We start from the raw sequence: 24,577 nt of genomic DNA, 5'->3' as shown, positions 1-24,577 counted from the left end.
CTCGCGGTCGCCGACGGCGCCGGCGCCGGCAGGTACCGGAACGGCTCACCTGTCGGCCTCCGGGGCGGTCTCACCGACCAGTCGTTCGACGGTCGCCGGCGCGTACACCCGGGCACGGCCTACCAGCGCGACGATGAGCGGAGCGAGGACCGCGGCGAGGCCGAGGACCGCGGCCTGTTGTGCCTCGGTGAGCGGCAGGCCGAACGCGGTCACCACGCCCAGCAGCGCGGTGACTGCGGCGGTGATGCCGCCCACCGACCACAGCGGTTCGGAACTGCCCGGATTAGGGGTGACGGTCACGGGAAACCTCCTGGTCGAGCGGACACCGCCAAGACGCGGGACCGGGCCGGGAGGTTGACCGGTGCTGGTCAGATCGCGGTGACACTGAACTCTGCGGTCCGCACCACCTGACCGTGCTGGAATTCGAAGAACAGCTGGTAGGTGCCGGCCGACGGGACCTGGACGGCGAACGCCACCACCGAGCTCGGGTTGGTCGCCGGGGCCGGATGCACGTGCAGGTAGCCGAGGTCGCCGTGGCGCAGCGCGACGAGGTGGCCGAACGAGCCGAGATACGGCTCCAGGTCCGGCACCGGCTCGCCGTCGCGGCCGAGCCAGACCAGTACCTGGGAGGCCTCACCTGGACGCAGTCCGCCGTCCAGGGTGACTGTGTAGCCGTCGACCAGGACGGTCGCTTCGTCCACCGGGGCAGCCGGGCGGATCGTGTACCCGCCGGTGACCAGCAGGTCCGCGCCGAGCGTCAACGACGTGTCGGCACCGGCCGGGACGAAGTCGGCGATCATCCGGTAGGCGCCGCCGCCGGGCAGGGTGATGCCCACCCGCCAGGTGCCGGCCGGGTCCCGCTGCGGGTGCAGGTGCTGGTAGCCGGCGAAGTCCCGGCCGACCACGACCAGGTGCAGATCCCGCTCGTGGTTACGCCGGTAGCCGGTCAACGGTGCACCGTCCGGGCCGAGGATCCGAAAGGCCAGCTCGGCGGCGGCCTCGGCGGTGGTCGGAGCATCCAGCAGATCCAGCCGGTATCCGTCCTGGCTGACACCGAGACCGCCGACCACATGTCCGGCGTGGGCGGCGGTGGACCCGCCGACCGCCGACGTACCGGCAGCCGGGCCGGTCGCCCGGCCGGCGACGAACCCGGCGGCGGCGACCAGCAGGGTCAGCGTCGCGGCCGTGACGATCCGGCTGGTCGGTCGGCGGCCGGTCGGTGCCGGGGCAGCACCCGGCGACCCTGGCGGGGCGGCAGCCGGCGACCCCGCCGGCGCGGCAGCCGGCGGGGTCGTGTGTCGGGTGGTGGAGGTCGTCATCAGACCGGAATCCGGCGGTCGACGGTCACCGGCCGGTCTGCGGCCGACGTGACAGCGGGCAGGTTCGGCCGGAGCACGAACAGCCCTTGCTCGATGCCGCTGACCACCACCGTTCCGCTGGCGAAGTACGGGTACACACTCCATGCCCCGTTCATCGAGGCGGAGTCGCTCGACGGGTAGACGTCGAAGTACCCAGCTTCGGTCAGCGTCCCGGCGGCGATGCCGCTCAGGTCGAGGATGCGCAGTCCGGCCCGGTAGTTGGCCTGGTAGCTGTAGTTGCCCTTGACGTACTGGTTGTGGTCGGTGGCCGCCGCCGAGGAGGTATGGGTACCGATGTGCCGGGGCGCGTCAAGGTCGTACAGGTCGAAGACGAAGGTCCTCGTCCCGCCACCGGCGCGGGTCTCGTCCAGCTCGTCGTCGAGGACGAAGTACCGGTGGTTGTCGGTGAGCCAGCCCTGATGGGTGTACTGCCGGCCGGAGTACGCGGCCCGGACGATCTGCCGAGGACTGGCCTTGCTGGTCACGTCGACGATGGTTACGGTGTCCTCGTTGGAGCTGACGCAGATCTCCCGGCCGGTGTAGGCGCTGTCCGGGCCCTGGTAGACGACGCACTGGGTGTCGTGGGTGTAGCCGTCCTGGTTGACGCATCCGGCGTAGGCCGGAGATGTGGGCGTCCTGATGTCGATCATGTGCAGGCCGCCCCGGCAGGTGTTCGATCCCACCGCGTACGCGTATCCGGTCTGCTCGTTGATCGCGATGTTGTGCGAGTTGCCGAACCGGTTGTAGTGCGCGTCCGCAGTGAAGGTCTGCGGGCTACCCACGCCGCGCAGCCGGGTCAGGTCGAACACCTGCATTCCGTGGCCACGGACGTCGGCGACGACGAAGGCGTGGTTGCGGTGGACCTTTATGTCGCGCCAGATCGCGGTCCGGTTCTGGTAGGCCGGCAGGTTGCCGAGGTACACCGGCGCGGTGGCATCGGTGACATCGACAAACGAGGTGCCGTTGCGGCGCCCGACGATCGCGTACTCGCGGCCGGTGCCCGGATCCGTCCAGCCCCAGATGTCGTTGGCCTGGCTGCCGCCGATCTGGCTCAGTGGCAGGAAGGCCATCAGGTCCACGTTGCGGCATGGGTAGCCGCCGGCCTGGCCGTTGCTGCAGTTCACCTGCGCCAGCGCGGTGAGCTGCTGGGTTGGCTCCCGCTGGGCCATGAAGGCCACGGCCGAGGACCGGCCGGCGGGTGTGTCGGGGTCGTGAGCCGACGACGCCCCGGGTAGTCTGGCGAGCAGCCCGCCGACCAGGGCCAGTGTGACAGCGGCTGTCGTCCATCGGGTTCGCATCCGGGCCTCCCCTGCCGTCGCTGCGATCGCCGCCGCCGGCTGCCCGTCAGGCGGCTCCCGACCGACCTTCGGACGCCGTCGCGTCGGCTCCTGCGCCAGGCGTGCGACGTCCGAAGTGTCCGGTCAAGAGCCGGGGAGGATACCGAACCGCTCATACCGGATCGGTTATCCGACGCGGGCCATCCCGCCGTAGCCGAGCTGCCGGGACGGAGTCTGTGCGTCCACGTCGAGACCCGGGTCGGGCCGCCAGTCCGCCATCAGGGTCACGCCGGGCTCGACCAACTCCATCCCGTCGAACCAGGAGGTGATGGTGGCCTTGTCCCGGACGTAGAGGTTCGCGCCGACGCCGGCCCGGTAGGCGGCGACCATCCGGTCCACCTGCCCACGGGTCTCCTCGTCCGCGGTGTCCGCGCTGAGGTGCGACATCGCGATGTAGCTGCCCGGTGCAAGCGCGTCCCGGTAGGCCGCGACGAGCCCGGCCGGATCCTCGTCGTCCTGCACGAAGACGAGCAGCCCGCCGAGGACGATGCCGACCGGCTGCGACAGGTCGATCAGCTCGCGGACCGCCGGATGCGACCACACCTGGTCGGGGTACTTGCCATCGACCTCAGCCATCGCCACCAGCGGTTCCGTGGCGAGGATGTCGTCACCATGGACGACAGCCGAATGGTCGTTGTCCACGTAGATCACCCGGGCCTGCGGATCCAGGGCGTGCGCCACCTCGTGCGTGTTGCCGACCGTCGGCAGTCCTGAGGCGATGTCGATGAGCTGCCGCACGCCCCGGCCGACCAGGTAGCGCACCGAACGGCGCAGCCAGTCGCGGTTGCTCCGGGCGAGCAGGTCGACGCTGGGCAGCATCAGCTTGATGCGTTCGGCCCGCTCACGGTCGATCGCGAAGTTGTACAGTCCACCAAGGTAATAGTCGTAGATTCGGGCGATGTTGGCGTTTTCCACATCGGCTCGTACATCGCCCGACTGTCCGATAGTTGCCGTCATTTGCACGACCCTTCAGCGAGATGACGGACACACCGGACAGGCGCGCCCGCGAACACGAATGCTGGCACGGCAACTGTAAGTGGGATCATCGAGTCCAGACAGTGCCACGGGATGATCGCACTGGTGCACAGCGACGAGATCCATCGGGCCATTTCCGGGTTTTCCAGTCCGTATCAGCTGTCGGCCGGCCCGGGCCGACGGCGGCCCGACCACTGCCCGGCGTCGATTTTCGGTCCGCCACCCGTCAACGAACTACGATCACCGTAGGTGAACAAGCGCACACCGACGGGTCTGGGTCGGTACGTCCGGACGCAGGTACCGCGAGGCCGCTGCGGAGGCAGGCATGGACGAGACCCGGCCGACGCGCGGCGGGCTGCGCTCGGTCCGTCCCGGCGCCCGGGTCGACCGGCTGGAGATCTTCTTCGACCTGGTCTTCGTCTTCGCGTTCTACAACATCGCCCGGGTGACCTCACCGGCCAGGGTCTCGTCGCCGGGATGCTGATCCTGGCGCTGCTGTGGTGGGCGTGGTGTTCACACCTGATGCTCGCCAACCGAATCCGGCTCGGGAGGGCATCGCCCCGCTGGTGATGTTCGCGGCGATGGCAGCGGTCTTCACCGCCGCGCTGACCATCCCGCAGGCGTTCACCGACAAGCCGAGCGGCCTGCCCGGTCCGCTGCTGATGGCCGGCTGCTACCTGGTCGTCCGGGGCCTGCACCTGCTGCCGTACCTGGGTCTGTCGTCGAACGTCGTGTTCGCGTTGCAGGTCGGCTGTTGGCTGGCCGCGCTGACGGTCGAGTACGCCGCCGGATACCTGCTGACCACCTGGGGATGGGCGGTGCGGGCGGCCAACCACTGGGTGGAGCGGTTCGAACTCATCCTGATGATCGCGCTGGCCGAACTGATCGTGTCGGTCGGCGTCGGCAGCGACCTGATCGCCCGGCCGGTCACCTGGCCGGCGGGTGGCGGCGCGACCTTCGCGGTGGCGGTCGCCGCCGCCCTGTGGTGGTCACACTTCGACCTGGTCGCGCCGGCCGCGCTGCAGGCGTTCCACGCCACGTTGTTCTTTGTCGCCCAGGTGGGGTTCCAGGCCCGGATGCTCGGCACGGTCACCGTCACCCGGGTCGCGGTCGTCGGTGTGCTGGTCGGGCTCGTTCCGGTCGCCGCCCGGGCGCCGGCGCTGGCTGGTACCGCGCTGCTGGCCGTGGTGTGCGTCGGCCTGGTCCTGGCCGAGCTGGTGCTGCTGCGGAAGTCCCGCCGGCGGCTGCGGGAGGCGTCGATGCACGAGCGGCTGACCCACGAGGCCCGCGAGTCGGCGTGGCGGCAGCGCCGCTACCACCGACCGGCCGGCGCAGGACCGGTCAGCGGGGGTCAGCGGCGGCGAGCACCACCAGCAGCTCGAACCGTCGGTCCGGGTCGTCCAGGTCGCCGCCGAGCAGCGTCCGCAGCCGCCTGAGCCGGTAGCTGACGGTCTGGGGATGGATGAACAGGTCGGCGGCGACCGCCGACCTGGACCCCCAGTGCCGCAGCCAGCTGTGCAGCGTACGCAGCAGTCCGTCGCGCTGGGCGGGCGGCAGCGCGGCGAAGGGCGCCAGCCGGCGGCCGGTCAGCACCGCCAGCGCGTCGGGCTGGCCGTGCAGCGCCAGCACGGTGAGGTGGTCCTCGGCGAAGACGGCGGTACGGTCGACGGGACCGCCCTGGTCGGCTCCGCCGGTCCGGACGACGGTCGCCGCGAGCTCGGCAAGTCGTACCGCCTGGGGCACCTGCGGCCAGGGCAACGCCGGGCCCACCGTGGCCCGCCAGCCGCGCAGTGCGTCGGCCAGCGCCGGTCGGGTGGTCCGGGGGCCGGCGCGCAGCAGCAGTACGGCGTCGCGGCCCCGGTCGACCACGATCCCGTCGGTACCGAACCGGAACCGTGCGTCGCGGGCCTGCCGGGCCGGCAGCACGACCGGCAGCACGGTGGCCAGGTCCCGCCAGCCGGCCCGGGCGGCGGCCGCCGCGACGGTGGCGGCGCCGGCTCCGCCGACCAGCAGCAGTTCGCCGAGCTGCCGGCGGGCCCGGTCGCCCTCACCGGACTGTTCGCGCAGCTGGCGGGCGAACCCGTCGGTGCCGGCCGCAGCCAAATCGTCGACGAAGCCGGTGACCGCGTCGGCGCAGTCGGCAAGGGCCTCGGCGTCGACCGGTCGCACCGTGGCGAGCGCCTGACCGACCTGACGCAGCAGCAGTCGGCCGGCCACCCGCAGGGCGGCGAGCAGTGCCTGGGGGCCACGGTCCTCCCGGGCCTCGGCCGCGCCGAGCGCGACGAAGACCTCCCGCACCCGGGGCGGCAACGCCGGCTCGGTGGTGCCGACCAGATCCAGGAAACGCTGGAGGGCCACGTCGACCGCGGTCCGGACGTCGGCCTGGAGTTTCGGGTCGTCGATCCCGACGAACTCAGGGGTCAGTTCGGTCACCGCGGCGGCCACCGTGTCGACCACCGCCGCCAGCCGGGGCCGCATTGCCGGGGCCAGCTCGACGGGTAGCCGCTGCCAGGGGGTGACGGTCACCGGACGGACGGGCACCCCGCCATCCTGTCACGTGGCGACAATCCGGTCGGGGAATCCGGCCCAGAGCAGCGGGTAGACGGCAGCGTACGCAGGCGAGGATTGTCACATGGTGACAATCCGGTCGCTGTTTTCCGCTGCCGGCGGGACGGTGTCCCAGCGCCGGCCGGCAGCGAGGATAGGTTCTTCGCCGCGTACCCCGGAGGACCGGAGGACCCGCCATGGACCACCACACTTCCCGCCGACACGTCGTCGAGATGTGTCGAACCATGCTGGACCGGGGCTATCTGAAGGCCACCGAGGGCAACGTGTCGGTCCGGGTTCCGGGGCACCGGCTGTACGCCGTCACGCCGAGCAACTACGACTACGACCGGATGCGGATCGAGGACGTCTGCCTGGTCGACTTCGACGGTACGCACGTACCCGACGGCACCGGTAGTGACCTCGCGCCATCGATCGAGGCCGGGATGCACGCCAACATCTACCGGCAGCGGCCCGACGTCAACGCGATCGTGCACACCCACCAGCCGTACGCCTCGGCCCTGGCGTTCCTGCGCCGTCCGATCCCTGCGCTCACCGACGAGCAGGTGCGCTTCCTCGGCCGCGAGGTGGCGATCGTCGACTACGCCCCGTCCGGCACCGGGATGCTGGCCCGCAACGTGCAGAAGAAGGTGGCTAGCGGCGACAACGCGTTCATCATCGCCAACCACGGGGTCGTCGCGCTGGGGACCGAACCGGACCGCGCGGTGTTCAACATGGCACTGCTGGAGAAAGTGTCGATCGCCTATCTCCTGGCGTTGACCAGCGAAGCCGGCAAGGTCTACACCATCCCGACCGCGGTCCGGGAGGTCGCGTTCACCAAGCTGCGCGCCGATGAGAAGCGGATCGCCGCGCAGATCACCGAGGCGGTTCCGCCGGTGCGGGTGCCCGCAGATGAGCAACTGCCCAGTGCGGACGCGGTGGCGGCGGCGATCGCCACCGCCGGGCCGCCGGTCGCCGACACCACCACCGTGCAGACCCCGGGCAGCGAGTCCGCGCGACTCGGCTACGCGATCACCGAGTACCTCGACGTCGACGACACGATGCGCCGGCTCAAGGCCCTGGTCGCTCAGCCGGTACGCGGGTTGCGTCACGACGCGATGCTCGACGTGCTCGGCTACTTCAACGACCGGTGCCGGGCCAGCAAGGAGATCACCGAACGGGCAAAACGCCGCATCCCGGGCGGGGTGCAGCACAACCTGGCCTTCAACTACCCGTTCCCGTTGGCGATTGACGCGGCCGACGGCGCCTACCTGACCGACCGCGACGGCAACACCTACATCGACTTCCTGCAGGCCGGTGGCCCGACGATCCTGGGCAGCAACTACGGCCCGGTCAACGAGCAGGTTGCCGCGGTGGTGAAGGAGTCGGGGCCGGTGACCGGGCTGTTCCACGAGTACGAGCTGAAGCTCGCCGAGATCATCCACCGGTACCTGCCGCACATCGAGATGTACCGGTCGCTCGGCTCCGGCACCGAGGCGGTGATGGCGGCGGTCCGGGGTGCCCGCGCCTTCACCGGCAAGCACATGGTGATCAAGGTCGGCGGCGCCTACCACGGCTGGTCCGACACGATGGTGTACGGGCTGCGAGTGCCCGGCACGTACCGGATGAACGCCAAGGGCATCCCGTTCGGCGCCACCGCCAACACCCGGGAGGCGTTCCCGCACGATCTCGGCGCGTTGCGCCGCAAACTGATCGAGAACCGGGTCCGCGGCGGCACCGCCGCGGTGATCGTCGAGCCGCTCGGCCCCGAGTCCGGCACCCGACCGGTGCCACGTGACTTCAACGCCCGGGTCCGCGCGTTGTGCGACGAGTTCGGCGCGCTGCTGATCTTCGACGAGGTGGTCACCGGGTTCCGGGTCGGGCTCGGCGGGGCGGCCGGCTACTTCGGCGTCATCCCCGACCTGACCGTGTTCGGCAAGGCGGTCTCCGGCGGCTACCCGATGGCCGGCGGCGTCGGCGGGCGGGCCGAGGTGATGGCCGTCTTCGGCGCCGGGCTCGACGGGCGCGGCGGGACGCACATCCAGGTCGGCGGCACCCTGTCGGCGAACCCACTGTCCTGCGCGGCCGGCTACTTCGCCATCGCCGAGATGGCCCGGACGAACGCCCCGGTGATCGCCGGTCGGGCCGGGGACCGGCTCACCCGGGGGCTGCAGCGGCTGATCGACCGGTACGGTCTGCCGTACGTGGCCTACAACCAGGGGTCGATCGTGCATCTGGAGTGCAGTGGCGTCATGCTGCTCGACATGCGCAACCCGATCAAGCTGCTCAGGGAGAACAAGTCCCGCAAGCGGCTGATGGAGCAGATGGGTGCGGCGTACACGGCGCACGGTGTCGTCACCCTGGCCGGCTCCCGGATGTACACCTCGATGGCCGACACCGACGAGGTGATCGACTCCGCGCTGGACCGTTTCGACCGGGTGTTCGCGCAGGTGGAAGGGGTCTGACCCGGTGCCGGCCACGCCCCCGCAGGTTCTCGCGATCGACCTGGGCACCTCCGGGATGAAGGCGGCGCTGGTCGCAGTGGACGGCACGGTGACCGGCTGGGCTCAGCGGCCGGTGCCGCTGGTGGTGCTGCCCGGCGGCGGTGCCGAGCAGGACCCGCACGACTGGTGGCGGGCGCTCGCCGAGGTGGTCGCCGAACTCGGCCGGGCTCATCCGGAACACCTGCGGGCGGTCACCACCGTCTGCTCGTCCGCGCAGGGTGAGGGGACCATCGCGGTGGACGCCGCCGGTGAACCCCTCACCCGCTGTATCACCTGGTTGGACATGCGCGGTGCGGCGCACCTGCGTCGGCAGTTCGGCGGCTTTCCGGCGTACGGCGGAATGTCGGTCCGCCGGATCGTCCGCTGGCTGCGGCTGACCGGCGGGATGCCGTCCGCCACCGGTAAGGACCCGGCCGCACACATGCTGCTGGTCCGCGACACCATGCCGCAGGTGTACGCGCGGACCGCGACCTTCCTCAACGCGCTGGACTGGATCAACCTCAAGCTGACCGGCCGTACGGTGGCCACGGTCGACTCGATCCTCACCTCGTGGGTGACGGACAACCGCCGACCCGACCGGGTCCGCTACTCCCCCGCCCTGGTCGCCGACTGCGGCATCGACGCGGACAAACTGCCGCCGATCGTGGCCTGCACCGAGGTGATCGGCACGCTGTGCCCGGACGCCGCCGCCCACCTCGGTCTGCCGCCGACCGTCCAGGTGGTGGCCGGGGCGATCGACACCACGGCGGCGGCGATCGGCGCCGGCACCACCGCCGACGACGACCCGCACCTGTACCTGGGTACCTCGTCGTGGATCGCGGCGCACGTGCGGCGCAAGAAGACCGACCCGGTCGCGCAGATCGCCGCCGTGCCGTGCGCGATCGGCGACCGGTACCTGATGACCGCGCTGCAGGCCACCGCCGGGGCGAACCTGACCTGGCTGAAGGACAAGATCGTCGAGTACGACGATCCGCTGGTCGGTGCCGGCCGCCTCGCCACCGACGAGACGTCGATCTTCGACGCGTTCGACGCGATCCTGCCGACCGTGCCGGCCGGCGCGAACGGGGTGCTCTACCTGCCGTGGCTGTACGGCGAACGCGCCCCGGTCGACGATCCGGACCTGCGTGCCGCGTTTGTCAACATCTCGCTCGACACCAACCGCTCGGATCTGTTGCGGGCCGTCTTCGAAGGCGTCGCGTTGAACACCCGGTGGCTGTCGGCGGCGGTCGACCGGTTCCTCGGCACCCCGGTGACCTCGTTGACGGTCACCGGTGGCGGTGCCCGGTCGACGGCCTGGTGCCAGATCTTCGCCGACGTGCTCGGCGTCGAGGTGCGTCGGGACCCGGACCCGGTCGCGGTCAACGCCCGTGGCGCCGGCTGGATCGGCGCGGTCGGCACCGGGCAGCTGACGTTCGGGCAGATCCCGGCGTTGCTGCGGACCGACCAGGTGTTCGCCCCGACGGCGGCGCACCGCGTCCGCTACGACGAACTCTTCGACGTCTACCGGGAGCTGCACCGCCGACTCGCCCCGGTGTACCGGCGGATGCCCGGTGGTGCACATCGGACCGATCGACGAAGATAGCGGCATGGTCCGATCCGTTCCCGCCACCCGGCACGCGGTCGTCATCGGCGGCAGTCTCGCCGGGCTGTGCGCGGCCCGCGCCCTCGCCGAACACGTCGACCGGGTGACCGTCGTCGACCGCGACCGGTTCCCCGACACGCCGCAGGTCCGCGCCGGCGTCCCGCAGGCGCACCATCTGCACGTGCTGATCACCGCCGGGCAGCGCGCGCTCGATCAGCTCTTCCCCGGTCTGATCGCCGAACTGCACGCCGCCGGCGCGGTCCGGGTCGACGCGCCGACCGACGTCCTGTACCTCACAGCGACCGGCTGGCGGGAACGGTTCCCGGCGACCCACCAGCTGGTCGGGACCAGCCGGGAACTGCTCGACTGGACGGTGCGTCAGCGGCTGGCCGTCGATCCACGCATCCGGTTCGAGCCGGCCCACGACGTGGTCGGGCTGCTCGGCGCCGACGGCCGCGACGCGGTCACCGGCGTACGGATGCGTCCCCGCGCGGCGGGTGCCGCCGAGCGGAACCTGCCGGCCGACCTGGTGGTGGACGCCAGCGGCCGCGGCTCACACGTGCCGGACTGGTTGGCCGAGCTCGGCTACGGCCGCCCCGACGAGACCCGGGTCGACTCCGGACTCGGCTACGCGAGCCGGCGCTACCTGCTGCCGCCGGGCGCCAGTAACGGGTGGAAGAACATCGTGGTGATGCCGCAGCCGCCACGCTCTGGTCGGGGCGGGGTGATCTACCCGATCGAGAACGGACGGTGGATGGTGACCCTCGGCGGACTCGGCGGGGACCACCCGCCGACCGATGAGGCCGGTTTCCTGGAGTTCGCCCGCGGGCTGCGCAGCCCGCTGATTCACCAGGCGATCCGCGACGCCACGCCCGACTCACCGATTCACGGGTTCCGCAACACCGCCAACCATCGCCGCCGGTACGAGGCGATGCCACGCTGGCCGGACGGGTTCGCGGTGGTCGGCGACGCCTCGTGCACCTTCAACCCGGTCTACGGCCAGGGAATGGCCGTGGCTGCCCGGACGGCGGTGGTGCTGGCCGAGCAGCTGCGCGACAGCGGTGGCACGCTGGGCCGCGCGGCGCAGGCCCGGGTGGCCGACTGCAGCGAGACCGCCTGGCTGATCGCCACCGGCGCCGACCTGCGGTACCCGACGACCGTCGGGCCACGGCCACGGCGCGGCGGTGGACTGTCCCGCTGGTACCTGGACCGGGCAGCCGACGTGGCCAACCGCGATCCGTACGTGCAGCGCGCCCTGACCGACGTGTTCCACCTGGTCGCACCGTTGTCCGCAGTGGTCCGCCCGGCCGTCGCGCTGCGGGTGCTGCGCGGTCGGCCCGGCCCGCAGCTGGTCGCACCGCCGTCGAGCTGACGCTGCCGACGCGGATGAGACTCCTACGGAGCCGGTGGGCGGCGCCGGCCACGGTCCTGGTGTGGCTGATCACCCGGGCCGCGCTGATGGCGGTCTACGCACAGCTCGTTCCCGGGTTGGACGCCGGTGAGGTGTTCGCCGACGTCGACCTGTACCGACGGTGGAGCGGGCAGCTGCGCGACGGCCGGGTGCCGGGCGCCGACCCGATGTGGCAGTACCCGCCGGGCGCGGCGGCGTTGTTCGTCGCGGTCGGCTGGCTCGCCGAGTCGACGCGGACCGGCTACGCCACGGTCTCTGACCCGCCGGGACACCACACAACGGGCACCGGCCCTGCTGATCGTCGTGGCGACCGTACTGACCAGTGCCTACTTCCCGTGGTTCTATCCGGACGTGATCGGCACGCCGGGCTGGCCGGGGGTCGTGCTGCTGGCCGCCCGCAACGCGGTCCTGGTCGCCGCGACCGGGATCGGTCTGCACCGGCTGCTGGTCGGGCACCGGGTCGTGCCGGACGCGGCCCCGGCGATGGCCGGGCACCGGCCGCCGGTCGCCGGGACCGTCGGCCTTGGCAGAACCCGGGCATACAGTTAGGTTAGGCTCACCTCATCACTGAAGGGAGTGGGATGGGCCTCGAACGTACGACGGAGACCGGTACCGGCCGCCACCGGGTGGTGCTCACCGACCAGGTACAGATCGATGCTCTCGCGAAGGTCTACCGCCAGGTGCACGCCAAGGACCTGCACCTGACCGACCACACCGAGCCGTCGGTGGAGCAACGGCTGGAGTGGACGGCGCAGGCACCCGGATTCGCCGCCACCGTCGGCTACGTCGGCGACCAGCTGGTCGGGACGGTGATGGGGTGTCCGCTGCCGCCGGAGACGCTCTGGTGGCGCGACCTGAGGTCGGGTGCCGACCCGGACCTTGCCCGGGAGTGGCCGGGGCGGACCTTCGCCGTCTGCGAGGCGTTCGTGCTGCCCGAGTTCCAACGTCAGCAGGTCGGCGTGCCGCTGTTCTCCCAACTGCTGGCCAGCCGCACCGAGGAACGGGTGTCACTGGCGGTCGCCGATTCCAACTCCCGGGTGCTGCGCAGCATGCGGGTGCTGGGCTGGCAGCACGTCGGCGACCTGGTGCCCTTCCTCGGCTGGCGCCGGCACGCCATGTTCGTCCGACCGTTGCCCTGGTGATCCGGTCGGTCCCGGGAACGGCGCCGGACCGGTCGCGGGCCGGTACCGGCGCTGGTGGCGGACGCCGACGGCGACTCCGGCGAGGACCAGCACGATCGCGGCCACCGCGACCGCCGGGTAGCCGACCCGGGCCGCCGCCGTCAGGCCGAGCGCCGCAGCCAGGTAGGAGCAGACCAGCCCGAACGACGACAGCACAGTGAAGTCGGTACCCCCGGTGCCCGGCCGGGAGTAGTCCATGTTCACCGTGTACAGCGCGACGTTCGCCACCGTGTACGCGGCCATGAAGCAGCACAACGCGACCGTGGTGAAGCCGCCGGCGGCCCGTCCGGTGAGCATCGGCAGCAGCAGCACGGTGGCGACGGCCAGCGACCCGCCGCCGGCCACCAGCACTCCGGCCCGCCCGATCCGGTCGACCAGGCCACCGGCCACCAGCCCGGCGACGACGGCCGGGACACTGGTGACGATCCCGGTCACGAAGCCGATCCGCTGCAACGACCAGCCGGCGTCGACCAGGGCCGGCGACACCAGGCCGTAGGCCGCCCCGGCTCCCATGTAGAGCAGGGGCACCACGCCGAGCGCCCAGCGGCGGCAGCCGGGCTGGCCGAGGACGGACAGCAGCGCACCGTACGCCTGACGCGCCCCGGCCGGCCGGGCGATCCGCTCGGGCTCGCGGAACCGCCACACCACCAGCAGCCCGGTCGCGGTGAGCGCGGCGAGCAGGCCGACCGCCGCCTGCCAGCCGAGCCGGTCGTAGACCACCACGCAGACGCCGCCGCCCAGAATGCTGCCGAGGTAGCTCGCCGACACCTGGATCCCGTTGCCGGTACCCCGGACCGAGTCGGCCAGCATCCGCACCGCGACCGCGTCGGCGGCAATGTCCTGGGTGGCGGACAGAAAGACGAACAGCGCGCAGATCAGCACCACCGGGCCGATCCGCCCGGTGGCCGGGTCGGCCGCGAGCAGGGCCAGCAGGGCCAGCACCATGCCGCTCTGCAGCACCAGCAGCCAGGAGCGGTAGTGGCCGCCGCGCCGTGGGCCGTACCGGTCCAGGACCGGTGCCCAGAGGAACTTCACCGGCCAGATCAGGCCGATCAGGTTGAGCAACGCGAGCGTGTCCAGCGAGGTGCCGCCGGCGCGCAGGATGCTGGCCAGCCCGACGGTGATGAACCCGAATCCCAGGTACTGGGTGACGTACAGCGCGGTCAGGGTCGACATGGTCCGCCCGCGGGCGGCGACGGCAGCGGTCATCCGGCCGCCCTCCCGCCGACGCCGAGCGGCCGCCCCGGAATCCACTGGGTAATCCACCTGGTGGGATGCAGGTCACAAGCACTCGCTCGGCCTCCGCTGACGGCATGAATCCGCTGGTCACGACGTACGACAGCGGTCCCGCCGAGGGGTGTGGGACGCACCCGCCGGCCCCGTACCCCGTGGAGAAGGGGTCCTGCCCAGTTCCGTTTCACCGGCCCTCCCAGTAGCCTCGCCTAAGTTAGGTTAGGTTACCCTTATGGAGGCGGTGTTGGAGAGGCCAATGTACCCGCATCTGTTCGGCCGGCACACGCTGGACACCTATGTGTCCAGCATCGACCGGACCGCAGCGGTTCTCGCCGACCGCGTACGGGCGGTCCGCCAGCCGTACTCCGGCGGCGCCGTGGCACCACTGCAGGCCAAGGTCGACGGCGTCGACCTGGACGCACCGCTCGGCACCACCGACGCCGCGCTGGACGAGGTCGCCGGCCTGTACCTGGACCACGCGGTGTGGTTCCACGAACCCACCTACCTGGCCCACCTGAACTGCCCGGTGGCGATCCCCGCGCTCAACGCCGAACTGCTGCTCGCCGCCGTCAACACCTCGGTCGACACCTGGGACCAGAGCACCACCGGCACGCTCATCGAGCGACGGCTGATCGCCTGGACGGCCGAGCGGATCGGGTTCGGCCCGACCGCCGACGGCGTCTTCACCAGCGGTGGCACCCAGTCGAACCTGCACGGTCTGCTACTGGCCCGGGAGGACCGCCTGGTCCGCGCCGACGCCGACCGGGACACGATGCTGCCCCGGCTGCGGGTCCTGGCCACGGCGGAGAGCCACTTCAGCGTCGGCAAGTCCGCCGGTCTGCTCGGGCTCGCCGCCGACGCGGTCGTCCCGGTCGCCACCGACGGCGCCGGCCGGATGGACCCGGTGGCGCTCGACGCCGAGATCGACCGGCTGCTCGACCAGGACCTGGTGCCGATGGCGGTCGTCGCCACCGCCGGCACCACCGACCGCGGCTGTGTCGACCCGCTCGCCGCGATCGGCACCGTCTGCCGCGACCGGGCGGTGTGGCTGCACGTCGACGCGGCGTACGGCTGCGGCCTGCTGGTCTCCACCCGCCACCGGCACCTGCTCGACGGCATCGCCGCCGCCGACTCGGTCACCGTCGACTTCCACAAGAGCTTCTTCCAGCCGATCAGCTCCAGCGCCATAATCGTCCGGAACGCGCCGACCATGCGGCGGGTCGCGGTGCACGCCGACTACCTGAACCCACGAACCGCGACCGTGCCGAACCAGGTCGACAAGAGCCTGCAGACCACCCGCCGGCTGGACGCCCTGAAGTTGTGGATGACGTTGCGGGCGATCGGCGCCGACCAGCTCGGCGAGATGTTCGACCAGGTCGTCGACCTGGCTCAGCAGGCCTACGGTCTGCTCCGCGAGTGCGACGACTTCGAGCTGGTCATGCGACCGGTGCTGAGCACCGTGCTGTTCCGGTACCGACCGGACTGGCTACCGGTGCAGGACTGCGACCGGCTGCTGCCCCGGCTGCGGGCCCGGCTGTTCGCCGACGGCACCGCGATCATCGCCGGCACCGTCGTCGACGGGCACTACTGGCTCAAGTTCACGCTGCTCAACCCGAACACCACCGTCGAGGACCTGCGTACCGTGATCGAGCTGATCCGCCGCACCGGCCAGGAGCTGCTCGACGCCGAATGGGATCCGGCGCTGATCGCCCCGGAGCCGGTCACCCCGGAGGTGTGCGCCAATGCGAACGTATGACTTCGTCGCCGTCGGGCTCGGGCCGTTCAACCTCGGTCTGGCCTGCCTGACCGCGCCGCTCGACGACCTGGACGGGGTGTTCCTGGAGCAGCGCGACGAGTTCGCCTGGCACCCCGGGCTGATGATCGAGGGAGTCACCATCCAGGTGCCGTTCCTGGCCGACCTGGTGACGATGGCCGACCCGACGTCGCCGTACTCGTTCCTCAACTATCTGAAGCAGACCGGTCGGCTCTACCGCTTCTACATCCGGGAGAACTTCTACCCGCTGCGCGCCGAGTACGACGCGTACTGCCGCTGGGCGGCGGCCCAGTTGCCCAACGTCCGGTTCGGCAGCCGGGTCGACCGGGTCGAGCACGACGCCGCCACCGGCGACTACCTGGTACGGGTCACCCGGGCCGACACCGGGGCGACCACGACGCTACGGACCCGGCGGCTGGTGCTCGGCATCGGCACCGTGCCGTACCGCCCGGCGGTGGTCCGGGACCTGCCCGGCCCTGCCGTGCACAGCGCCGACTACCTGGCGAACAAGGCCCGGCTGCAGAGCCTCGGGTCGGTCACCGTGGTCGGCAGCGGGCAGAGCGCCGCAGAGATCTACCTCGACCTACTGGAGGAGATCGACGCCCACGACTACCAGCTCAACTGGGTCACCCGGTCGCCCCGGTTCTTCCCGATGGAGTACACCAAGCTCACCCTGGAGATGACCTCACCGGAGTACGTCCGCTACTTCCACGCCCTGCCTGCGGCCAGCCGGGACCGACTCAACCGGGACCAGCGCAGCCTCTACAAGGGCATCAGCGGCGACCTGGTGGACAGCATCTTCGACACGCTCTACCGCAAGGACGTCGCCGGCCCGGTACCGACCACCCTGCTCACCGGCACCGCGCTGACCGGCGCGCACTGGGACACCGACGCCGGACGGTACCGGCTCGGCCTGCACCACCAGGAACAGGACCGAGGCTTCACCCTGGACACCGAGGGTCTGGTGCTGGCCACCGGCTACCGGCCGGCTGTGCCGACGTTCCTGGACCCGGTCCGCGACCGGATCCGGTGGGACGAACGGGGCCGGTTCGACGTGGCGCTCGGCTACACCGTCGACCACGGCGACCGGGAGATCTTCGTACAGAACGCCGAGGAGCACACCCACAGCCTCACCGCACCCGACCTGGGCATGGGGCCCTACCGCAACTCGGTGATCATCGCCAACATGCTCGGCCACGAGGTCTACCCGATCGAGCGGAAGATCGCCTTCCAGCACTTCGGCGCACCGTCGGACAGCGCCACACCGTCGGACAAGGCCGCACCGTCGGACAAGGCCGCACCGCCGAACAGTTCGGCCCCGCAGCGGCAGGAGGCGCTCATCCGGTGACTGCCGCCACGACGACCAGGTTCACCCTCGACGACCCGCTCGGCCGGATGACCATCGAACCGCTCGACGTCGCCGGTCACGCCGGCCTGCTGCACGCCTGGATCACCCACCCCCGGTCGGTGTTCTGGGGAATGCCCGACGCCGACCTCGACACCGTACGGCGCGAGTACCAGCTCATCGACGCCAATCCGCATCATCACGCGTGGCTCGGCCGGCTCGACGGCGTACCGCTGTTCCTCACCGAGACCTACGAACCGGCGCACAGCGAACTCGCCGGCCACTACCCCGTACAGCCCGGCGACGTCGGGATGCACGTGCTGGTCGCACCGCCGGACGGCGAGCCCCGGCACGGGGTCACGTCGGCGGTGATGCGCACGGTGATGACCTTCGTCTTCGCCGACCCGGCGCACCACCGGGTCGTCGTCGAACCCGATGTGCGCAACGAGGCGATCGCCGCGAAGAACGCCGAAGCCGGCTTCGTCGTCGACCGGCTGATCCAACTGTCCGACAAGCAGGCCCGGCTCAGCTTCTGTTCCCGGTCCGCGTTCCGCGTCAGCCGGCTGGGCGGTGCCGACGGATCCGCTGCGGAGAGCCCGATGACACCCCCCGCCCACCTCGCGCCGGGCCCGATCGCGGCCGCCCACCGCCAGCTGGTCGCCAAGGCCATCGCCGAGTTCAGCCACGAGCGGCTGATCCAGCCCCTACCCGACGACACGCTCCCGGCCGGCCCCGGCGGCGACGGGTACCGGCTGACGACCGACGACCGGGTCGCGTACCTGTTCCGGGCCCGCCGGTACGCCCTCGACCACTGGCTGATCGACGCCGCGTCACTGACCCGCCAGGTCGACGGCACCCCGGCGGAGCTGAACGCCCTCGACCTGGTCGTCGAACTGCGGGAGACGTTGGGCATCCCACCCAAGCTGCTCGGCACCTACCTGGAGGAGATCAGCGCCACCCTGGCCGGTGCCGCCTGGAAGCACCATCACCGCCGGGAACGCGCCGCCGACCTGGTGCAGGCCGACTTCCAGACCATCGAATCGGCGATGACCGAAGGCCACCCGCTGTTCGTCGCCAACAACGGCCGGATCGGCTTCGGCCTGACCGACCACGAGGCGTACGCGCCGGAGGCCGGCGCCCCGGTGCGGCTGGTCTGGCTGGCGGTACGCCGTGACCTGAGCACCTTCACCGCCGGCCACGGCGTCGACGAGCAGAGCCACTACCTCGACGAACTGGGTGCCGAGACGCTGCACCGGTTCGCCGACCAGCTCCGCGGGCTCGGCCTCGACCCGGGCGGCTACCGGTACCTGCCGGTGCACCCGTGGCAGTGGGAACACAAGGTCGGCGTCACGTTCGCCGCCGACGTGGCGTCCCGGGCGATCGTCCCGGTCGGGACGAGTCCGGACCGGTACCGGGCGCAGCAGTCAATCCGCACCTTCTTCAACGTCGACCACCCGCACCGGCACTACGTCAAGACCGCGCTGTCCATCCAGAACATGGGCTTCATGCGCGGGCTGTCCCCGGCGTACATGCGGGCCACCCCGCCGATCAACGACTGGGTCGCAGACCTGGTCGCCGCCGACGACACACTGCGCGACTGCGGGTTCGAGGTGCTGCGGGAGCTGGCGTCGGTCGGTTACACCGGGGACGCGTACCACCGCAGCGGAGCGCCGGTCTCGGCGTACCAGCGGATGCTCGCCGCGTTGTGGCGGGAGAGCCCGGTGCCCCGGATCGCGCCCGGTCAGCGGCTGGCCACCATGGCCAGCCTGCTGCACCGCGACCGCGACGGCGCGCACCTGGCCACCGCGCTGATCGCGGCGTCCGGCCTGCCGGCCGCCGACTGGCTGGCCCGGTACCTGCGGGCCTACCTGCGCCCGCTGCTGCACTGCCTGCTCGGCCACGACCTGGCGTTCATGCCGCACGGGGAGAACCTGATCCTCGTGCTGGCGGACCACGTACCGGTCCGGGTGTTCATGAAGGACATCGGCGAGGAGGTCGTCGCCATGCACGACCGCGAACTGCCGGCCACGGTCGAACGGATCCGGATGCCGGTCGACGACGACTTCCGGGTCCTGGCCGTGTTCACCGACGTCTTCGACGGTTTCCTGCGTTTCCTGGCCGCGATCCTGGACGCCGACGGTGTGCTGCCGGCGGACCGGTTCTGGCAGCTGGTCGCCGAGTGCGTCCGCCGGCACGGCGACGACCACCCGCAGCTGCGGGACAGGTTGGACTTCTTCGCGCCCACCTTCCGGCACTCCTGCCTGAACCGGTTGCAGCTGCGGAACACGCTGCAGATGGTCGACCTGACCGACCAGGCCGGGTCGTTGATCTTCGTCGGGGCGCAGGACAATCCGATCGCCACCGTCGCGGCCCCGGCCCCGGCCCCGTGACGGCCCCATCCGGCACCGGCCCCGAAACGGCCCGCTACGCCGCCAGCCGGTCCGGGCGGGTGCACCGGGACGGGTACGGCGTACCGCACCTGTGGGCGGCCGACGTCGACGACCTCGCCTACCTGCAGGGGCACACCGCCGCCAACGACCGGGCCTGGCAGATCGAGGTCGAACGGTGGCGCGCGGAGGGCGCGCTGGCCAGCCGGCTCGGCCGGGCCGAGGTCGGCTGGGACCGGTTCGCCCGCCGGGCCCGCCTCGACGACACCGCCGAACGCTGCTTCCACCGGCTGGACCCGGCGACCCGCCGCTGGGTGGGCGCGTACGTCGACGGCGTCAACGACGGCCTCGCCCAGGGCGCCGTCGCGGCACCCGAGTTCGCCGCCACCGGCACCACCGCCGGCACCTGGCGGCCATGGACCCCACTCGGCGTGTTCCTGGTGCAGCACGTGCTGTTCGGCACCTTCGGCAACAAGCTGTGGCGGGCGCACGTCACCGCGACCCTCGGTCCGGCGGCGGTCGACCTGTTCGCCATGGAGCCGCCCGCGTCGTCGGGCAGCAACGCCTGGGCGGTGACCGGACGGAACAGCAACACCGGATTCCCGGTCATCGCCGGCGACCCGCACCGGATTCTGGAGCTGCCCAACGTCTACCAGCAGGTGCAGCTGACCTGCCCCGAGTTCGACGTCTTCGGGTTCGCCTTCCCCGGCGTGCCAGGGCTGCCGCACTTCGGCCACGCCGGCGACGTCGCCTGGGCGATCACCAACGCCATGGCCGACTACCAGGACCTGTACCGCGAACAGCTGCGCCGGGTCGACGGACGGGTGCTGGTCCGCCAGGTCGACGGCTGGGCCCCGGTGCCGGCGCACACCGAACTGATCGAGGTACGCGACGCCGACCCGGTGCCGGTCGAGGTGGTCGAAACCCCGCGCGGACCGGTGATCGACGTGGACCTACGCACCGGTGAGGCGATCAGCCTGCGTACGCCGAGCCGGGTCGGCGGGGCGCTGGGCTTCGACGCGCTGCTGCCGCTGCTGCGGGCCCGCCGGGTCGGCGACGTCGAACGGGCGCTGCGGCACTGGGTGGAGCCGGTCAACAGTGTGCTGGTCGCGGACCGCTCCGGCGCGGTGCGCCGGCTGGTCGCCGGCCGGGTGCCGATGCGCGACGACCGGTGCCGGCAGGTGCCGGTGCCCGGCTGGGAACCCCGGTACGCCTGGCGACCCGGGTACGCCGCCCTGCCCGCCGCCGAGGTGTCCGATGTGGTAGTCAACGCCAACGACCGGCGCGGCGGCGACACCGCGGACCTCGGCGTCGACTTCGCCGCACCGCACCGGGCCCGACGGATCCGCCAGCTGGTCGACGGCGGGGCCGCACCCGAGTTGGTGCACATGGACTCCCAGGTGCCGCTGGCCGGGCTACGCCGGCTGCTGCGCGGCCTGGACCTGACCGACCAGCCCGTGCCGGTGCGCCGGCTGCGCGAGACGCTGCTCGACTGGGACGGCCGGATGGCGGCCGGCAGCGCCGACGCCGGACTGTTCGCCGCCTGGCGGGCCGCGCTGGTCCACCGGCTGTCCGCCGAGCCCTGCCTACGGCCGCTGCACAGCGAACCCGGCTTCGACGAACTGTTCGCCCCGTGGACCGACCCGGTGGGCCGGATCGGGCTGGCGCTGGACCGGCTGGTCGACGGGCTGCCCCGGCTGGGTGGCGACCCGGGCCGCTGTGCGGTAGCCGCGCTGGTCGAGGTGACCGACGGACCGCCGCCGGGTCCGTGGGGCGACCGGCACCTGCTGCACCCGGTACGGGTGCTGCCCGGCGCCGCCGATCCGGCCACCGGCGCGCTGGGCGATCCGGTCCCGCTCGACGGCGACACCGGCAGTGTCCTGGCCACCTCCAGCGTGCCCGGTGTCTCCGACGTGTGCTGGCGCGGACCGGTGGCCCGCTACGTCTGGGACCTCGCCGACCCGGCGGCGAGCCGCTGGGTGGTGCCGTTCGGTGCCTCGGGAAGGCCCGGTGACCGGCACTTCGCCGACCAGTTGCCCCGGTGGGCGGCGGGCGAGCTGGTCCCGGTCGCGCCGGTGCGCTGGACCGCCGGTCCCGGCGGGACGGCACGGCCGGCCGTCTACGTCGAGCAACTGCCCGGCATCGGCCGGTTCCGTCTGGTGGTGCTGGACCCCACCGAGGACCTCGACCTGCTGTACGGCTGGGTCACCGAGCCACGGGCCCGGTTCTGGGGGATGACCGGGCACACCCGGGATCAGGTGGGCGACGTCTACCGGTTCCTCGACGGTCTGGACTCGCACCACGCGTACCTGATGACCGTCGACGACGAACCGGTCGGCATCTTCCAGACCTACCTGCCGGCCGAGGACCCGCTCGGCGAGCACTACCCGGTACGCGACGGTGACATCGGGATCCATCTGTTCCTCGCCCCGGCCCGGCGGCCGGTCGCCGGGTTCACCGGCGCGGTGGCGGACGCGTTCACCCGCTACCTGTTCAGTGATCCTGGCCGGCGCCGGATCGTCATCGAGCCGGACGTCCGCAACGACCGGGCGCTGCGCCGCTGGAAGCGACTGGGCTTCGAGTTCGACGGGGAGCTGGCGTTGGCCGACAAGCGCGCCCGGCTGGCGTTCCTGACCCGGGAGGCGTTCACCGCCAGGCAGCCCACCGGCGGCGTACCATCGTCCCGGTGACCGCCGCTGACCAGCCACGCACCGCCGTGCCGTCCCGGGTGCTGGCCGCCGATCCGCAGCTCGCCGGTTTGCGCCGGTCGCTGGAGTTCTACTACGGCGATCCGGACCGGGACACCGCGATGGATCTGCTCTACCGGCGGTTCGTCGCACCGGGCGATCTGGTCTTCGACATCGGCGCGCACGTCGGCGACCGGGTGGGCAGCTTCCGGCGGTTAGGCGCACGGGTGGTGGCGGTGGAGCCGCAGCCGTTGTGCGCCCGCGCGGTGCGGCTCGTCTACGCGGACGATCCGGCGGTCACCGTACTGCCGGCGGCGTGCGGGGACACCGCCGGCCCGGTGCGGATGTACATCAACTCGGTTAATCCCACGGTCTCCACCGCGTCGGCCGACTTCGTCGGCGCTGCCGACGGTGCCGACGGCTGGTCGGACCAGGTCTGGGACGGCGAGATCGAGGTGCCGGCGACGACCCTCGACCAGTTGATCGCCGAGTACGGCCGGCCGACGTTCGTCAAGATCGACGTCGAGGGGTTCGAGGAGGCCGTGCTCGCCGGACTGTCCCGGCCGCTGCCGGCACTGTCCTTCGAGTTCACCACGATCCAGCGGGACACGGCGCTGCGCTGTCTGACTCGGCTGGCCAAGCTCGGCGACTACCGGTTCGACGTCGCGCTGGGTGAGAGCCAGCAGCTGACCTTCGACCGGTGGGTGCCGCAAGCGGAGATGGCCGCGCATCTGCGGGCACTGCCGCACGCGGCCAACTCGGGCGACGTCTACGCGGTGCTGCCGGGCGGGTCAGCCGGCTAGCTCCGCCCGCCACCGGTCGACCTGCGGCACGCGGCCGCGCCACAGCCAGTGCACGTCCCGCCCGAACGACCAGAGCAGCGCGGCCAGCACGCCGGCGACCAGCGCGGTGACCAGCGCCGGCGACGCGATCCCGGCAGCCGCCAGCACCAGCACGGCACCCTGGGTGGCGGCCACCGTCTTGCGGCTGAACCGGGGCGGCAGCGGCGCCCGCAGCCAGGGCAGCAACCGGGCGGCGGCACCGAACACGTAGCGGAACACCCCGATCGCCAGCACCCACCAGCCGACCGACGCGGCCACGAACACGCTGAGTACCAGGACCAGCGCCGAGTCGGTCTCCATGTCGAACCGGGCGCCCAGCCGCGAACAGGTGCCGGTCCGGCGGGCCACCTGACCGTCGACGCCGTCGAGCAGCAGGGCCACCGCGGCCAGGGTCACCAGCAACGCGACCGGGACCGGCCCGACGAACGAGTCGGCCACCAGCGCGGTCACCGCGCCGACCAGGGTGCCCCGGGCCAGGGTGACGCTGTCCGCCGGACCCCAGCCGGCCACCTCGGGATGCTGCATCGCCCGGATGAGCAGCGCCCAGGTCACCAGGCCGTAGACCAGTCCGGCCGACCAGCCGGCCACGCCGAGGCCACTGGTCGCCGCCAGGATCAGCAGGACCGTGATCTGGGCGAGCAGCCCGATACTCGGCGCGTGTACCGACCCAACAGTTTCACTACGTGCACTTACCGTCACTTCTCCTCCGTCACCGAATGGCCACCGGCGTAGTACGCCCCGGTGCCCATATCCCCACCAACGGCGATTCGGTGCGAAGAGTTCACTGGCCGGGCCGGAATTTCAAGTCGGCACCCGGACACCGTGACGGCCGACGCAGCCAACCAGCACTTGGTGACGATCAGTAGCCGGTCCAGACGGCTTTTGCTCCCGAATCGCCGGCCCGCACCACGAAGTAGAGGCTTACCCCGGCCGCGACGACGACCAAACCCTTCACCACCAGAACCAGCAGCCCGTTGCCACGCGCCCCGGCGGCGGCCGCGCCGTGCGCGGCGGCTGCCCGGGGACCGACCAGGTACACCAGGGCCAGGGTGGCGAGCGCCAGCACGATCGAGGCGAGCAGCGTCAGGTTCCCCAACTGTTCGTGCTCCTCGATCACCGGCCGGAAGCTCTCGGTGATCCGACCGGCCGTGTCCATCCGGTTGAGGAACGCGTCGCCGGACAGCTTGGTGACCAGCGCGGCGATCGGCGTGACAACGGCCAGCACGGCCAGCACCCACCGGGTGTGCGCCCGGATGAACGGGACCAGGGCGTACCCGACCGCCAGCAGCGCCAGCAGCGGGACGAAGACCACCGCCGCATGCAGCAGCAGTGGATGGGCGGGGATTCCCGCGACTTCCTCGAACATGTCTACGCCTCCTCGGCGGTTCCACGGCAGTCATGGCGACCAGGGATCGGA

The 24,577-nt window shown here is 71.7% G+C and carries 18 protein-coding genes and 3 pseudogenes; 13 read left to right on the top strand and 8 right to left on the bottom strand.

The features are described 5' to 3' along the window. Positions 1–45: 45 nt before the first annotated feature. The 4 genes from ACXAHD_RS04105 to ACXAHD_RS04090 all read right to left on the bottom strand — a co-directional run bounded on the left by ACXAHD_RS04105 (position 46) and on the right by ACXAHD_RS04090 (position 3,610). Positions 46–300, bottom strand: coding sequence for a hypothetical protein (locus ACXAHD_RS04105; RefSeq protein ID WP_281555289.1), 255 nt, complete (start codon positions 298–300; stop codon positions 46–48). Between the two features lie 68 nt (positions 301–368). Further along, a complete protein-coding gene (locus tag ACXAHD_RS04100) occupies positions 369–1,319 on the bottom strand; it encodes a hypothetical protein (protein WP_289213040.1) in 951 nt (316 codons plus the stop codon). Continuing rightward, positions 1,319–2,656, bottom strand: a complete 1,338-nt coding sequence (locus ACXAHD_RS04095) for a choice-of-anchor B family protein (protein WP_289213041.1) — start codon at positions 2,654–2,656, stop codon at positions 1,319–1,321. The genes ACXAHD_RS04100 and ACXAHD_RS04095 overlap by 1 nt, the downstream gene beginning before the upstream one ends. A 165-nt stretch (positions 2,657–2,821) precedes the next feature. Continuing rightward, positions 2,822–3,610: an SAM-dependent methyltransferase gene (locus tag ACXAHD_RS04090; protein ID WP_281555292.1), complete on the bottom strand. Its 789-nt coding sequence runs from the start codon at positions 3,608–3,610 to the stop codon at positions 2,822–2,824. Between the two features lie 385 nt (positions 3,611–3,995). Between ACXAHD_RS04090 and ACXAHD_RS04085 the strand changes: the two genes are divergently transcribed. Next, entirely contained in the window at positions 3,996–4,154 is a 159-nt protein-coding gene (locus ACXAHD_RS04085; protein WP_289213042.1) for a hypothetical protein, read from the top strand. Between the two features lie 25 nt (positions 4,155–4,179). Further along, positions 4,180–5,106: a low temperature requirement protein A gene (locus ACXAHD_RS04080; RefSeq protein WP_281555294.1), complete on the top strand. Its 927-nt coding sequence runs from the start codon at positions 4,180–4,182 to the stop codon at positions 5,104–5,106. Here ACXAHD_RS04080 and ACXAHD_RS04075 read toward each other — a convergent pair. Next, a complete protein-coding gene (locus tag ACXAHD_RS04075; RefSeq protein ID WP_281555295.1) occupies positions 5,012–6,211 on the bottom strand; it encodes a helix-turn-helix domain-containing protein in 1,200 nt (399 codons plus the stop codon). The genes ACXAHD_RS04080 and ACXAHD_RS04075 overlap by 95 nt on opposite strands. A gap of 203 nt (positions 6,212–6,414) precedes the next feature. Here ACXAHD_RS04075 and ACXAHD_RS04070 point away from each other — a divergent pair, with 203 nt between their 5' ends. The 5 genes and pseudogenes from ACXAHD_RS04070 to ACXAHD_RS04050 form a co-directional block, all read left to right on the top strand. After that, positions 6,415–8,679, top strand: coding sequence for an aminotransferase class III-fold pyridoxal phosphate-dependent enzyme (locus ACXAHD_RS04070; protein WP_475048682.1), 2,265 nt, complete (start codon positions 6,415–6,417; stop codon positions 8,677–8,679). 4 nt (positions 8,680–8,683) lie between these two features. Continuing rightward, positions 8,684–10,300, top strand: coding sequence for a xylulokinase (locus tag ACXAHD_RS04065; protein ID WP_281555297.1), 1,617 nt, complete (start codon positions 8,684–8,686; stop codon positions 10,298–10,300). Positions 10,301–10,304: 4 nt separating this feature from the next. Next, positions 10,305–11,672 (top strand): NAD(P)/FAD-dependent oxidoreductase, encoded by a 1,368-nt coding sequence (locus tag ACXAHD_RS04060; protein WP_289213043.1) that lies wholly within the window; start codon positions 10,305–10,307, stop codon positions 11,670–11,672. Between the two features lie 342 nt (positions 11,673–12,014). Continuing rightward, the gene (locus ACXAHD_RS04055) at positions 12,015–12,260 is read left to right on the top strand and encodes a hypothetical protein (protein WP_289213044.1); all 246 of its coding nucleotides are present in this window, start codon (positions 12,015–12,017) and stop codon (positions 12,258–12,260) included. 32 nt (positions 12,261–12,292) lie between these two features. Next, positions 12,293–12,715: pseudogene (locus tag ACXAHD_RS04050) on the top strand (GNAT family N-acetyltransferase); the annotation flags it as partial. A 3-nt stretch (positions 12,716–12,718) separates the two neighbouring features. On the opposite strand, the gene ACXAHD_RS04045 reads toward ACXAHD_RS04050, so the two are convergent. Continuing rightward, on the bottom strand, positions 12,719–14,101 hold the full coding sequence (locus ACXAHD_RS04045; protein ID WP_289213045.1) for an MFS transporter: 1,383 nt from the start codon (positions 14,099–14,101) through the stop codon (positions 12,719–12,721). A gap of 280 nt (positions 14,102–14,381) precedes the next feature. On the opposite strand from ACXAHD_RS04045, the gene ACXAHD_RS04040 reads away from it, so the two are divergent. From ACXAHD_RS04040 to ACXAHD_RS04015, 6 genes and pseudogenes are all read left to right on the top strand, one after another. Beyond that, a complete protein-coding gene (locus ACXAHD_RS04040) occupies positions 14,382–15,881 on the top strand; it encodes a pyridoxal phosphate-dependent decarboxylase family protein (protein WP_281555302.1) in 1,500 nt (499 codons plus the stop codon). After that, a pseudogene (locus ACXAHD_RS04035) lies at positions 15,868–17,151 on the top strand (lysine N(6)-hydroxylase/L-ornithine N(5)-oxygenase family protein); the annotation flags it as partial. The gene ACXAHD_RS04040 and the pseudogene ACXAHD_RS04035, both read left to right, overlap by 14 nt. Positions 17,152–17,294: 143 nt before the next feature. Next, positions 17,295–19,634 (top strand): GNAT family N-acetyltransferase, encoded by a 2,340-nt coding sequence (locus tag ACXAHD_RS04030; protein ID WP_281555602.1) that lies wholly within the window; start codon positions 17,295–17,297, stop codon positions 19,632–19,634. Further along, positions 19,631–21,688 (top strand): annotated as a pseudogene (locus tag ACXAHD_RS04025) (penicillin acylase family protein); the annotation flags it as partial. The gene ACXAHD_RS04030 and the pseudogene ACXAHD_RS04025, both read left to right, overlap by 4 nt. Before the next feature lie 18 nt (positions 21,689–21,706). Beyond that, positions 21,707–22,321, top strand: coding sequence for a GNAT family N-acetyltransferase (locus ACXAHD_RS04020; protein ID WP_475048700.1), 615 nt, complete (start codon positions 21,707–21,709; stop codon positions 22,319–22,321). Then, positions 22,318–23,121, top strand: a complete 804-nt coding sequence (locus tag ACXAHD_RS04015; RefSeq protein WP_475048676.1) for an FkbM family methyltransferase — start codon at positions 22,318–22,320, stop codon at positions 23,119–23,121. Before ACXAHD_RS04020 ends, ACXAHD_RS04015 begins: the two co-directional genes overlap by 4 nt. On the opposite strand, the gene ACXAHD_RS04010 is transcribed toward ACXAHD_RS04015, so the two are convergent. Together ACXAHD_RS04010 and ACXAHD_RS04005 are read right to left on the bottom strand one after the other, a co-directional pair. After that, entirely contained in the window at positions 23,110–23,859 is a 750-nt protein-coding gene (locus tag ACXAHD_RS04010; protein ID WP_281555304.1) for a CDP-alcohol phosphatidyltransferase family protein, read from the bottom strand. The two genes, ACXAHD_RS04015 and ACXAHD_RS04010, sit on opposite strands and share 12 nt — an antisense overlap. Positions 23,860–24,019: 160 nt before the next feature. After that, positions 24,020–24,526: a hypothetical protein gene (locus ACXAHD_RS04005; RefSeq protein ID WP_281555305.1), complete on the bottom strand. Its 507-nt coding sequence runs from the start codon at positions 24,524–24,526 to the stop codon at positions 24,020–24,022. Positions 24,527–24,577: the final 51 nt, after the last annotated feature.

The organism is Micromonospora sp. ABR4_055, from assembly GCF_056160425.1.
Note: the sequence above shows the minus strand (reverse complement) of the source record. Positions and strands in the feature narration are given on the sequence as shown.